The sequence below is a fragment of the Aurantiacibacter odishensis genome (assembly GCF_003605195.1).
Taxonomy (GTDB): domain Bacteria; phylum Pseudomonadota; class Alphaproteobacteria; order Sphingomonadales; family Sphingomonadaceae; genus Alteraurantiacibacter; species Alteraurantiacibacter odishensis.
Map to the genome: position 1 here is coordinate 92,392 of NZ_QYOS01000024.1, position 12,866 is coordinate 105,257.

General features: G+C 65.3%; 12 protein-coding genes. 8 read left to right on the top strand and 4 right to left on the bottom strand.

Annotation, left to right across the window (positions count from 1 at the left end):
- The first annotated feature begins 82 nt into the window (after positions 1-82).
- A complete protein-coding gene (locus D4Q51_RS09740) occupies positions 83-1,843 on the top strand; it encodes a hypothetical protein (RefSeq protein WP_120077578.1) in 1,761 nt (586 codons plus the stop codon).
- 15 nt (positions 1,844-1,858) lie between these two features.
- Here D4Q51_RS09740 and D4Q51_RS09745 read toward each other — a convergent pair whose 3' ends face one another.
- Complete coding sequence (locus D4Q51_RS09745) at positions 1,859-3,349, bottom strand: lignostilbene-alpha,beta-dioxygenase NOV2 (protein ID WP_120077579.1); 1,491 nt, start codon at positions 3,347-3,349, stop codon at positions 1,859-1,861.
- 99 nt (positions 3,350-3,448) lie between these two features.
- On the opposite strand from D4Q51_RS09745, the gene D4Q51_RS09750 reads away from it, so the two are divergent.
- Together D4Q51_RS09750 and D4Q51_RS09755 are read left to right on the top strand one after the other, a co-directional pair.
- Entirely contained in the window at positions 3,449-3,979 is a 531-nt protein-coding gene (locus D4Q51_RS09750; protein ID WP_120077580.1) for a MarR family winged helix-turn-helix transcriptional regulator, read from the top strand.
- A gap of 16 nt (positions 3,980-3,995) precedes the next feature.
- Positions 3,996-4,421, top strand: a complete 426-nt coding sequence (locus tag D4Q51_RS09755) for a nuclear transport factor 2 family protein (protein WP_240624666.1) — start codon at positions 3,996-3,998, stop codon at positions 4,419-4,421.
- On the opposite strand, the gene D4Q51_RS09760 is transcribed toward D4Q51_RS09755, so the two are convergent.
- On the bottom strand, positions 4,411-5,652 hold the full coding sequence (locus tag D4Q51_RS09760) for an MFS transporter (protein WP_162925282.1): 1,242 nt from the start codon (positions 5,650-5,652) through the stop codon (positions 4,411-4,413). The genes D4Q51_RS09755 and D4Q51_RS09760 overlap by 11 nt on opposite strands.
- On the bottom strand, positions 5,642-6,541 hold the full coding sequence (locus tag D4Q51_RS09765; protein ID WP_120077583.1) for a DUF8021 domain-containing protein: 900 nt from the start codon (positions 6,539-6,541) through the stop codon (positions 5,642-5,644). Before D4Q51_RS09765 ends, D4Q51_RS09760 begins: the two co-directional genes overlap by 11 nt.
- 98 nt (positions 6,542-6,639) lie before the next feature.
- Here D4Q51_RS09765 and D4Q51_RS09770 point away from each other — a divergent pair, with 98 nt between their 5' ends.
- From D4Q51_RS09770 to D4Q51_RS09780, 3 genes are read left to right on the top strand one after another with little or no spacing between them, the layout of a single operon-like run.
- Entirely contained in the window at positions 6,640-8,202 is a 1,563-nt protein-coding gene (locus D4Q51_RS09770; protein ID WP_120077584.1) for an FAD-binding oxidoreductase, read from the top strand.
- Positions 8,199-8,627 (top strand): c-type cytochrome, encoded by a 429-nt coding sequence (locus D4Q51_RS09775; protein WP_120077585.1) that lies wholly within the window; start codon positions 8,199-8,201, stop codon positions 8,625-8,627. Before D4Q51_RS09770 ends, D4Q51_RS09775 begins: the two co-directional genes overlap by 4 nt.
- A complete protein-coding gene (locus tag D4Q51_RS09780; RefSeq protein ID WP_120077586.1) occupies positions 8,624-9,142 on the top strand; it encodes a hypothetical protein in 519 nt (172 codons plus the stop codon). Before D4Q51_RS09775 ends, D4Q51_RS09780 begins: the two co-directional genes overlap by 4 nt.
- A gap of 3 nt (positions 9,143-9,145) precedes the next feature.
- On the opposite strand, the gene D4Q51_RS09785 is transcribed toward D4Q51_RS09780, so the two are convergent.
- Complete coding sequence (locus D4Q51_RS09785) at positions 9,146-9,643, bottom strand: nuclear transport factor 2 family protein (protein ID WP_120077587.1); 498 nt, start codon at positions 9,641-9,643, stop codon at positions 9,146-9,148.
- A 91-nt stretch (positions 9,644-9,734) separates the two neighbouring features.
- On the opposite strand from D4Q51_RS09785, the gene D4Q51_RS09790 reads away from it, so the two are divergent.
- Both D4Q51_RS09790 and D4Q51_RS09795 read left to right on the top strand, forming a co-directional pair.
- Entirely contained in the window at positions 9,735-10,643 is a 909-nt protein-coding gene (locus tag D4Q51_RS09790; RefSeq protein ID WP_120077588.1) for an SDR family oxidoreductase, read from the top strand.
- Positions 10,640-12,862, top strand: coding sequence for a PQQ-dependent dehydrogenase, methanol/ethanol family (locus tag D4Q51_RS09795; RefSeq protein WP_120077589.1), 2,223 nt, complete (start codon positions 10,640-10,642; stop codon positions 12,860-12,862). Before D4Q51_RS09790 ends, D4Q51_RS09795 begins: the two co-directional genes overlap by 4 nt.
- Positions 12,863-12,866: the final 4 nt, after the last annotated feature.

A 12,866-nucleotide genomic window follows, 5' to 3' on the forward strand; every position in this document is an offset into this window, starting at 1 on the left:
CATTGGCAATCAAATGAGCCGAGGACCCGCGAAATCGGTCCCTCCAAGGCGTGAATGAAACCTGGGCTGAAGGAGGCCCCCGATGACTGTCCAGACCCGCATCTCAAGCCGACTAGGAGCGGTATCCGCACTCGCCCTGGCGCTTGCAGCCTGCGGGCCGGACGAGACGGCGGGTACCGACCAGCTTGCGCTTACCAGCGCGCTTGGCCCCTACAACTACTCGCTGGAGGAAGAGGACTGGGACGCGGGCGGTGACGTCCTGCCCGAGGCCCTGCCGATGCAGGCGGACTACCCCGGCGGCCCCGGCCCGAGTTACGCGCCCGCGCCATCGTGGAACTACGCTGACGGCGGATATTATGACGATGGCTATGCCAGCGGGTGGGACGATAGCGACTATGGCTATTACGACGCCGGATATGCCGACGACTACTACGACAGCTACGGCGACGATTACTATTACGACGATACCGTCGGCAGCGATCAGTATGCATGGCTGGCGCTGGCCGCGCTGATCGGCGGCCTGCTGGCGGACTCGCCGCCCGACTACGGCTATTATTACGACGGCGCGCAGCCGTGGGCGTGGCGCACGCATGACGGGTACTACCGTTATGCCGAGCCGGTGCGCGGTGGCTATCGCTACTACTATTACGAACCGCGCTCGACCCGTCCCTTCCTCGTGCGCGATCCGCTCTACAGCTACGGCTATCGCGAGAGCCGCCTCGTCGTCGTCTACGACCGTGACGGGCGTATCCTGCGCGACAGCCGGGCGCGAGACCGCCGCCGCGTGGCCGCCAGCTACTTCGACAGGGGCGAGCGTCTCTACACAGCGGCGCATCGGGGTGACAGGTTCGGCGTCTCAGCGCCGCTATGGCAACAGCGTCGCAGCGCATTCAGGGCAGAACAGGATCACTGGGAGCGCGCCCGCGCACAGCGCAGTGAATGGCGCGACTGGAATTCCTCGCACGAGAAGGCTGCCGAACGGCGCTGGGAGCGTGAACGCCGCGCGCGGCGCGTCGCGGCCAACCGCTTCGATAGCTGGCGTGAAGAAGGCTACCGCAACGAGGCTCCGCGCCTTTATCGCGAACGCACCGGGGATCGGCCCCGGATCGAGCGTGCATCGCTGGTTCGCGAGCAGGAGCGCGCGGATCGGCAGGCAGAGCGCCGCCGGGCAGATCGCGAACCCGTGCGCGCGGATAATCGCGAGCGGCGCCGCGAAGTCCGCAGGGACCGCGAGCGTATCGAGCGTAGTGCCGGCTTTGCCCGTGCCGAAGTCCAGCGGGGCGAGCGTCGCCAGGCCGCCTTGCGCGATCGCGGACAACGACAGGATGCCGAACGCGACGACCGACGCCGCGAGTTCGCACGTCAGGAACGCGCCCAGAACGCCCGGGATCGTCAGCATTCCGAGCGCAACCGGCAAGTGCGCGAACAGCGCGCATTGGCCCAGCGAGAACGTCGCCAGCAGGAACGTGCTCAGGAGCAGCGGGCCCAGCAGCAGGACCGCCGCCAGCAGGCGCAACGTGAGCGGCAACGCGCCGAGAACGACCGTCGCCAGCAGGAGCGCGCGCAGGAAGATCGTCGCCAGCGGCAGCAGGCCCAACGTCAGCAAGCCCAGCGAGAGCGCCAGCAGGCGGAGCGCCGTCAGCAACAGCGCCAGGAGGCCCAGCAGCAGCGTCAACGCCAACAGAGCGAGCAGGCCCAGCGTGAACGCCAGCAGCGTCAGCAAGCCGAGCGCCGGGCAGAGCAGCAAAAGCAGGCGCAGCGAGAGCGTCAGCGGGCGGAGAGTAATCGCAACGAACGGAGCGAGCGCGGCAACGGTCGCGGGCGGGACAGGCGCGGCGATTAGGCCGCGCCTTGCCGGTCAGCCCTTGCGCACGCTCGCATCCAGTTTTGCGCGTCCCACCCAGGTGCCGTGAACCTGGCTGCGCAGCGCCTTGCCGGTCCTGATCCTGGCGACCGGACCTTTCTCGACGGCGTCCGCTTCTACCACCCAGAGTTCGCTGAAATAGTCGGAGGGGTCTCCCGCACCCGGAGGGCCGTTGGGAATGTCGATCATGGTGAGCAGCCAGCCACCATGGCCATCGGCGGCGTCGACCACGTGCGCGGGTTCGCTGATGGCGGCACCGGGCGGGGTTTCCATCATCGATAGCTGGCCTGTGTTCGGGTTGATCCGCAGCAGCGCGTTGAAGTTCGCGCCGACAGGTCCGCCCAGCATCGGCGGGCCTTTCGCCTCGGGGTTCATGCTGAGATACCACGCGCGGTCGTAGGGGCGGCCCTGCACCGCGTCTTCCACCCGGCACAGGTCCCCCGGAGGGCCGAGCGGACGTTCGGCGATCGCCAGCGTGTCGGCGCTCATGTCCACGCTCCAGCGCGTCATCGCGCCCTGGATTTCCTGTTGCGGAATGTCGATCCCGCCCGCCTCGCGCATGAACTGAAAGGCATTGGTATTGGTGAGGCACAGGTCGACGTGCACCGTATCCCCTTCCTCGAAGGCATTCACCTCGTGGAAGCAGGAGACGCCGATTGGCCCCTCGATCCATTTCATTTCGGACACATCGCCATAGCGCGGCATGATCCCGAGGTAGCTCGGCAGGTCCTGGTGGTGCGCCCAGTGTGCGCCGCCTTCCTTGATCCGGTCGAGATCGGCCAGGGTCGGGAAGATCGGGAAGATCGCGTAATTCTCGGTAATCACGAAATCATGGATGGTGGAGCAGTACGGCTGGTCGAACCATTGTTCCTTCACAAGATTGCCGTCCTTGTCGGCAATGGCATAGGCGACATCCAGCGTACACAGCCCGCCCGCCTCGTATCCGAAGAAGAACATCTCACCTGTTTCAGGGTCGATGCGCGGGTGGGCGGTGAAGGTTTCGCTCCTCAGCTTGCCTCCGTAGTCCCAGCGGCCCTCGGTCTCCAGCGTGTGCGGATTGATCTCGTAGCCGCGCCCGTCCTCCTTGGTCATGAACAGGCGACCTCCATGCCACACCGGGGTAGTGTTGGCGACGGTGCGGTCCTTGCCCTCGACGCTCGGATCGTCGGTGAAGGGGTTGCGGTATCGCCCGAACAGGGCGCGGCCTGCTTCCTTCTCGGCAAGGTAACGCTCTGTCTCGACATACCTGATGGCGAAATCGACCTTGCCGGCCTTGATCGAGAAGGCGGAAATCATCCCGTCGTGATTGAGCGCGATATCGTCCTCGAACATGGGTTCGTGCGCGTTGTCGGGCACGGCGCGGAAGAAGGTGCCTTCTATCGCGGACGGGATTTCTCCCTCCACCTCGAGGTTTTCCAGCCGGTATTCCTGTTGCCGGGGTGTATTCGTACCGATAAAATGAATGGTCTGCGGAAAAGCGCCCATGACCAGTTCCCTCCCAATGATTCTTGGCGATAACGCTAACGGTTGTTACGATTGGTGCAAGATCGCTTCATTGATAACGGTCAATCAGGGAGAGTGAGGATGGTGGGGGATACCGGGGAAGCCTTGAGGCAGGGCGGAACGGTGCATTCGGGTGAAACCGATGACGTGGTGCTGCTTCACCGCTTGCTGAAGCTCACCAACCGGTTGATGGCACCGTTCTCCATCCACCTGTCGCACCGTTACAAAATTAGCGTGAACGAATTCCGCCTGCTGATGACCATCGGCGCGTTGGGCCGCACGGCCAGCCACGAGGTGGCAGAGCTGACCGGCGTCAATGCCATGAGCATCAGCCGCGCCGTTGCCACGCTGCAGAAGCACGGCCGAGTGGTGGTTGAGCGGGACGAGAGCAACAAGCGGCGCAAGTGGCTCAGCTTGTCGGACGAGGGCGAGCGTCTGTACGAGATCATGCGGCCGCAGACCGAGAGGGTGGCCCATTACCTGTTCGGCAAGCTGGAGAAGGTCGAGCTTGAAGGCTTCGCGAATATCGTCGAACGCCTGATCGAACGGCTCGATGCCGAGGACGAGGACGGCAATTCGTTGTTCCTCGAGCGCACGAAACCCGAAGAATAGCGCCGAAGGAATGACCATGACCGAAGAACAGCGCCGCGCGATCGAGGCCGATGTGACGCGCCTGATTCACCAGTATGTCTGGGCAAACGACGCGCAGGACTGGCAGCAGTGCGCTTCTCTCTACACCAAGGATGCCGTGTTCCGCCGCCCCAGCGGCGGCGACCCGGTGGCGGGACGCGACGCAATCCTGGCCAGCTTCACCGCCCGTCCTCCGCGTTCGCAGCGGCACGTGATGGCGAACACCCTGGTCGAGGTGGTGAGCGAAACCGAGGCGCGGGCGAAAAGCGTGATCGTGCTCTACATGGGCGATGCAGCGGAAGAGGGGCTGCCGGTGCAGGATCCCAAGTCTCCGCTGATCGGCACCTTCGAGGATCGCGTGGTGCTGACCGACAACGGCTGGCGCTTTGCCGAACGAACCGGCGGACTGGACTTCAGGCCCTAGCTTCCGCCGCTTCACGCCGCCTGAGGGCTGCGGGCACGAGCAGGGCTATCACCACGCAGGCGAGCGCGGGCAGGGCGGCCACGCCGAGGAAGTCCTTCGGCGCGACGGAGGTTGCCAGCATCCATCCCCCCAGCGGAGGGCCGGCGAAAGCACCCAGCCGCGCCACCAGCACACCGACACCGACTGCGCTCGACAGCATCCGGGCGGGAAACAGGTAGGCGGCAAGGCCGGGCAGCACCATTCCTCCGGCATTGGCCCCGCCAACGCCCACCATCAGCAGCAGGGTCCACCGCGCCGGGTCGGGCGCGGTCAGCCAGATCGCTGCGAAACTTGCGGCCATCGCGCCGAACAGCAGGACCAGCGTCAGCCCCTTGCGCCACCTGTCCAGCAGCAGGCTTGCGGCAATGCCGATGCCCAGGCCCGCGAGGTTCGCCACCCCGGTAATCCGCGCCGCGGCGTCCATCGTCAGGCCCGCGCCGGGCAGGACGGTGGGCAGCCAGCTGTTCAGGAGATAAAGGTTGCCCGCGTTGAAGGCGAGCATCGCTGCGAACACGGCGAAAGGGAACAGCCAGGGCGACTTGAGCAAGGCCAGTTGCGGAAGCGGTTCCTTCGCCGTTTCTTCGGAAGCTTCCCGACCTTCGCCGACACCGGGAATGCCGGGTTCGAGTATCGGCCATAGCGCGGCGGCCAGCACGATCGCAAAGGCACCGGGGACGAGGAACAGCCCCTCCCATCCCAGCAGGTCGACGATCTCGGGGGCGAGCAGCCCGGCCAGTGCGAGGCCCACGGGAATACCGGCTGAAACCACCGCCATGATGGTCGCGCGCAGACGCTGCGGCGCCAGTTCCGCCGAAAGGGCGCTGACATTGGGCAGGCAGGCCCCGAGCGCGAGGCCGGTTACCAATCGCCAGACGAGGAAGCCGGATATGGTGGTGGCGCTCGCCGTCCCGAGGGTGGAAAGCCCGGTGACGAGACATCCGGCCACGATCAGCGTCCGTCGTCCGTAACGGTCGCCCAGCGGCGCGATCAGGGCGCCGCCTGCACCAAGGCCGATCAGCAAGGCGGTGAACACCCAGCCGAACCCGGCGGGGTCGAGGCCCAGCGCCCCCTCGAGCCGGGGAACGGCCAGCGCCATCGCGGCGATGTCGAAGCCTTCCATGATGAAGATCCCCGCCAGCAGGGCGAGGGAGAGCATGGTGCGCCCGGTCATCCCGGCCCGCTCAGGCGACACGGCGCAAATCTCCGCCGCCAACCAGCGCTTCGTCGCGCCCGTCCCAAGGGGAGGGCATGCGGTAGGGCACCGTGAGGAAATCGGCCTCGACCTGTTCGATTGCGCCGTCACGGATGCGGAAGGCTTCGGCGAGGTAGTAGCTATGCGGGCGGCGCACCGGGCTGTTTGCCGTGGTGCCATCGGTCAGCGTGTATTCGCCGATGCGGCCCGAATGGTCGATGAAGCCGTAGGCCAGCACGATCCCGCGCTCTGTATCCACCAGTGGGAAGCGGCGCGCGCGCAGGTCGTCGTCGTAGCGATACCAGCCGAGTGCGAACTGCTCCTCGCAGCTCAGACGCGCGACAGGCAGCGGGAAATCGGCGTTGTTGGTGGTCTGCACCCCGTTTTCCACGCGGTTGCAGCTTGGCCAGAACTTCGTGTTGATCGTGCCGTCGTTGCGCTCGATCGTCTCGAAGTAGCCATCGGCCACGCGCACCAGTTCCGCGCGGGTGGAGCGGGCGCCATCGGGGATCAGCGCTTCCATCACCGGCTTGCGCTCGAAATGCTGCGGTCCAAAGGGGAAGCCCTCGTCCTTGTTGCGGGCCACCACGGTCTCGATGCCGGTGATCTGCCCGCTCGCCACTTCCAGCCGGACGCACGCGGGGTTCAGCGCGTCGGTTTCCTCCACCGCGGTGAACACGGCCACCTGTCCGCGAGAAGGTTCCGCAAAGCGCAGGTCGTAATCGTGCCTGGCGGTGATCGTGTTCCACAGCCCGTCGCCCACGGCTAGTCGCACGTTGTTTTCGGTATTGAAGACGCCCGGCGCAATCGGCGCGCGCGACGGGTCCCTGGCGACGAGCGCCGCCAGATAGGCGTCCAGAACGCCGTACAATTCCTCACGACTGGCCAAGACCCTCTCCCATAGCTTGACTCGGGGCCGTGCTACCTGAAAAGTAACGAACGTTAAAGTCGCGTCGATCAGGCGCGTGGGAGAGGGACGGGAAAATTATGGCGGATACACCGCTGCCACCGGGAATGTCGGCCATGCGGCTGGACGAGGCGCGCCGGGCGCTGGAAAGCGCGCTGGGTTCGGACAAGGTCTTTTTCGAGCCTCTCGACAGGCGCAGCTACCAGGACAAGTTCGCGGTGGACGATGCGCTGCATCATCCCGCGGGCGCGGTCTCGCCGGAATCGGTTGAGGAAATCCAGGCGGTGCTGGCGATTGCCAACGAATACCGCCTGCCGGTCTTCCCCATCGCGCGCGGCAAGAACCTTGGCTACGGCGGCACCGCGCCGGTGATGGCAGGCTCCGTCGTGATGGACCTGTCGCGCATGAAAAAGATTGAGTTCGATGCCGAGAACGGCACCGTCCTGCTGGAGCCGGGTGTCGGCTTCTACGATCTCTACGATTACATCCAGCGCAATAACCTGCCCTACTGGCTCTCCACCCCCGGAAACAGCTGGGGCAGCGTTATGGGCAACGCGCTGGATCGCGGCGTGGGCTACACGCCCTACGGTCAGCATACCGAGAACATCTGCGGCCTTGAAGTCGTGCTGGCCAACGGCGAAGTGGTGCGCACCGGCATGGGCGCTTTCACCGGCGCGCCGACGTGGCAGACCTACAAGTACGGCTTCGGCCCCGCTTGGGACCAGATGTTCGTGCAGTCCAACTTCGGTATCGTGACGAAGATGGGCATGTGGCTGATGCCCGAGCCTGAAAGCCTGATGGGCATGGACGTGGAGTTCGACCGGCCCGAGGACCTGAAAGTGATGGTCGACACCATCGCCCCGCTGCGCCGTGAACGGCTGCTGACCCAGTCGCCCAGTATCGGCAACTGGATGCGCGCCGCTGCCGTGCTGACAACGCGCGACCAGTGGACGGACGAGCCGGGTGCGCTGTCCGACAGCGTGATCGACGCGATCCGCCGACAGTTCAACATCGGGTGGTGGGGCGTCAGCCTGCGCCTTTACGGCCGGGAGGACGTGAACAAGGCGGCTTACAAGGTGCTGGAAGAGGCGATGGGCAATGTTGGCCCCATGTCCATTCGGCCCACATCATGGCGCAAGGGCGAACCGCTGGAATACACCGGCTGGACCGGCACGCCGATGACGTTCCCGATGCAGAACGTGAACTGGTACGGCGGGCGCGGTGGGCACATCGGCTTCTCGCCCATCATCGAGCAGGACGGCGACAAGGCGCTGGCCCAGTTCCGCCGCACCTACGCCCGCTACCAGGAATACGGCATGGACTACCAGGGCAGCTTCGCTTTCGGAGAGCGGCACATGGTCAACGTGAACGCCATGATCTTCAACAAGGACGATCCGGACATGATGGCCAAGGTCGATCCCTTCTTCCGCACGCTGGTGGCGGACGCGAAGGAGCAGGGTTACGGCGAATACCGCACGCACCTCGATTACATGGACCTTGTCGCGGATTCGTACGACTTCAATGGCGGCTCGATGAAGCGGATGAACGAGGCCGTGAAGGACGCTCTCGACCCCAACGGCATCATCGCGCCGGGCAAGAGCGGTATCTGGGGCACCCAATGGCAAGACGGAGGCGCGGCATGAAGCGGCTGGCAACGATCGCGGGCGCTGCGGCGCTTCTCTCAGGCGCGGGCGTGGCGCTGGCGCAAAGCGCAGCGGGCATCGACGACGAGACCGAGGAAGCCGCCGCCGCGCAGGCCGGGCCACCGCCGATGCCGCAGCCCGTGACCATGGCGAAGCGCCCGGATGCGACAGGTGGAGAGGCTCTCTATGTCGAATACTGCGCCATGTGCCACACCGCGAACGGCATGGGCACCGGCCTGCTGGCGCGGCGCGTAGATACGCCGATCCTGGAAGAGCGCGACAACCTGGCAGCGGCCTACGTCATGGTTGCCGCCCGCAATGGCATCGGCAACATGCCCGCCGTGCCGCGCGGCGAACTTTCCGACGAGGATTTGCAGGCGATTGCCGATTATCTTGCCGCAGGGCCGCACGAGGTGACACCATGAAGGTTACGCGGCGCAATGTCATGGCGGGTGCGCTGGCGGTGCCTGCAATCGCGGCACTGGGGGAGACCGCGTGGGCGCAGCCCTCTTCCGTAGTCGGAGTCTTCGACGCGCAGCTCCCTGCCGGGCAGCGGTTCGCAAGCTTGCTGCGAGACGCCGGAAAGGGTGCTCGAACAGTAGAAGGCGACCGGATCAGGCTGGCACGCGACATTCTCGCCAGCCGCCCGCCGATGCTGGCCGGGGTCACGCGCAGCGCCGATGCCCTGCTGTTTGCCGAAGTGGCGGCAGAGTGCGGCTACGAAACGACGCTTGAGTTGCGCGGCAACCGCCTGGGCTGTTCGGGCTTCACCTGCAATCCGGATTGGAACCCGCTCAGCCGCCAGATCGTGGGCGCGGGTGCAGATTGGCTCGGCGCATTTGCCGCTTTCGTCGCCAATCCGTCAGCACCCGTGCCCACCGCGGGCCGGGTCGATGTCGCGGCCACCGCGCTTGCCTGGTTGCTGGTGCGCCGCGCCTGAGGGCTACTTGCGGATGATAAGGCTGTCGGGGCGCTTGCGCGGTTTCCAGTCGCCATGGCCGGGGAAGCGTTCCAGCACCTTGCCGTCCCATAGCCGTACCACGCGCTCCCTGAAACGCCACTTCCCGTCTTCGCCTTTCACCGCGTGATCGTCGTAATAGCCGCAGAAGCGCAGTTCGTAGGGCGGCTCGTCGTGGCATTCCGTGACGAAAGCGAAGCCGCGCATTTTCACGGTGCCGTCGCCTTGCGGGAAATACTGCACCTGCGTTACGTGATGCTGCCTGCCGGGGAAGCCGGGGGCACTGGCATAGTGGTTCATCAGGCCGCGAATGCCATCGTGCCCGCGCCAGATGTCCGGGTCCTCGAACACTTCCTCGCGCATCTCGCAGTCGGGCGTGAAGCATTCCACCAGAGCCTCCGCATCGCCGGTGTCGAGTGCCCAGCTGTAGGCGGCGATCAGGTCTTGCAGACCCAGCCGGTCTTCGATCGAAACAGTCGTCATGTCTTCTCCCTCATATTGCGCCAATCGTAACATTCGTTATGATGAGCGCAAGCAGCGCGCGTACGAAAAGCGGCTGCCATGGGAGAGTTGAGTGGCAAGAATCATCGTTTCCGGGGCGTCCGGCCAGTTCGGCCATGCCGCCGCTTCGCAGCTTCTGGACATGGGTGAGGACGTCATCGCGCTGTCGCGCAGCACCGACAGGCTGGCGGACCTTGCCGAGCGCGGCGCCGATGTGCGCGCGGCCGATTTCGACAGTCCCGAGGGGCTGGAAGAGGCGATGGCAGGCGGGGACAAACTGCTGCTAATCTCCACCACCATGGTGGGAGAGCGCGCCCGCCAGCACGGCAATGCCATTGACGCGGCAAAGGCGGCGGGCGTGAAGCATGTGGTCTACACCTCGCTGCTTGGCGCGCGCAAACCCGGCAATCCTTCGGTCGAGGGGTTCGACCATATCGCGACCGAGGAAAAGCTGGAGCAATCGGGCATCGCTTATACGTTCCTGCGCAACAGCCTCTATGCCGAGGCCGTGGCCACCGCGATGGCGATCCCCGCGCTGGCTTCCGGCCACAAGCCGGAGAACGCGGGCGAGGGCCGCGTGCCGGTGGTCAGCCGGGACGATTGCGTCGCCATCGCCGTCGCCGTGCTGACGCAGGAAGAGCATGAGAACAAAGCCTACGACGTTACCGGGCCGGATCTGTGGACCCTGCCTGATGCCATGGCGCTGGTGGCACAAATGGCCGGCAAGCCCATCGAGGTGCAGCAGGTCGATGACGAGGGGATGTTCGCCTATTTCGATTCGCTGGGCGTGCCGCGCAAGTCCGCCGAGGTCGACCCCAACGGACCTATCCCGTGGGCGAGCGAGGGCATGGTGACCTTCGGCCAGTCCATCCGTGAGGGATACATGAATATCGAATCCGATGATGTTGAGCGCATCACCGGCAAGCCGCCGCGCTCCTTGCGCTCCGTCTTCGAACAGCACCAGGGAGCCTGGCCCGCATGAGCCGCCTTCTCGCATTCGTCGCCGTCATCGGCCTTTCCGCCTGCACCGCCTCTGCCGTGGACGGGCCCCGGACCGGCACCCCGCTCGCTACGCAGGATGCGCCGCTCGGCGCAGGCGTGGATTGGGACAATCCCGGCGGCGACTGGGGCGAAAGCCACTTCTCGCGGCTCGAGTCCATCAACTCCGGGAACGTGGCGCGCATGGGCCTTGCGTGGGAATACGACATGGGCACCGCCCGCGTGCAGGAAGCGACTCCCGTCGTGATCGACGGGGTGATGTACACCTCCGGAAACCTTGGCCGGGTCTATGCGCTGAACGCGGTCACCGGCGAGGAGCTGTGGACCTTCACCCCGGATCTCGACATGCAGGTGAACCGCTTTGCCTGCTGCGATCAGGCCAACCGCGGCGTGGCCGTGGCCGATGGAAAGGTAATGGTCGGCGCACTGGACGGCAAGCTGTGGGCGCTCGAAATGGCGACTGGTGAGCCTGTGTGGAACGTCGACACCATCGTCGATCATACGCGAGGCTACACTTCCACCGGCGCGCCCGAAGTGGCAGGCGACATCGTGGTGATCGGCAACGGCGGCAGCGAATACGACGCGCGCGGCTATGTTTCTGCATACAATATCGCCGATGGGTCGCTGGCCTGGCGCTTCTACACCGTGCCGCGCGATCCCGAAACCGGACCGCAGGAAAACCCAGAACTCGACGCCGCGCTGGCCACCTGGAGCGAGGAAACCCGATGGGATATCGGCGGCGGCGGAACGGCGTGGGATGCCATCGTCTACGATCCGCAGTTCGATCAGGTGATCGTGGGCACCGGCAACGGCGGGCCCTATCCGCAGGCAATCCGTTCGCCCGGCGGCGGCGACAATCTCTATCTCAATTCGCTGGTGGCGCTGGACCGCGAGACAGGGCGAATGAACTGGTATTTCCAGGAAACCCCGCAGGACAACTGGGACCTGACGGCCACGCAGCCGATGATCCTCGCCTCGCTGGACGTGGAGGGCGAGCAGCGCCCGGTCATCCTGCACACGCCCAAGAACGGCAATTTCTACGTGGTTGACCGCGAGAACGGCCACGCCCACGCTGTCAATCCGCTGGTGCGCATGAACTGGTCCGACGGTTTCGATACCGAGACGCAGAAGCACAACGTCACGCTGGCGGAATCGGATTATTCGAATGGGCCGAAGATCGTCTATCCCGGCTCTCCGGGTGCGCGCAACTGGTATCCCGCCGCCTTCGATCCCACCCGCGGCACCTATTTCGCCCACGTGCTGGACATGGGGAACCTGCTGTTCCTGACAGGCCCTGCGGACGATGTGGAATACAAGGAAAAGGCGCTGAACGCGGGCGCGGCGATCATTTTTACCAGTGATTTGCAGGCCGCCGCCGAAACCCTGCCGCCACCCTTGCGCGCTGCCGTGATGGCGGAAGCGGCGTGGAAATGGGTGCTGGACAAGCCTTTCGAAAGCCAGCTTCGCGCCATCGATCCGCTGACGGGCGAGACCAAGTGGGCGGTGGAAAGCCTTGGCTGGCAGGACCGGCACGGCGTGCTTTCCACGCAGAGCGGCCTCATCTTCCACGGCGACGTGGGCGGCACGCTTTATGCGCGCGACGCCGATACGGGTGAAGCGCTCTGGAGCATCGAGACAGGCTCTACCATCATGGCCGCGCCGATGACCTACATGGTGGACGGCGTGCAGTATGTTGCCGTGCAGACCGGCTGGGGCGGCGGCGGTTGGGGCTTTGTGCCGCGCTATGCGGCGGCCTACCAGAAGGGCAATGCCAATCGCATCCTAGTCTTCCGGCTGGACGGCGGAGAGGTGGCGATTCCGGAGGACCTGCCACCGCTGCAACCCGCGCCGGAGCCACCTGCGCAATATGCAGATGCCACGCCGCAAATGATTGCGGCGGGTGCCGCCCTCTTCACCGAGAACTGCACCATGTGCCATTCCAACCAGCCGCGCGCCCCGCTGCCGGACCTCAGGCGCATGAACCGCGGCGTGCACGCCGGTTTCCAGCAGATCGTGCGCGGCGGGCTGTTCGTCAGTCGCGGGATGCCGCATTTCGAAGACCTGCTGAGCGAGGACGAGGTAAAAGCGATCCACGCCTGGCTGATCAGCGTGCAGGGTCCGCTGCGCGAACGCGAATTGCAGTTGCAGGCAGAGGGCCTGCCGCTTGACACGCAATCGCTCACCATCCTGTCGAATTATTGAGACC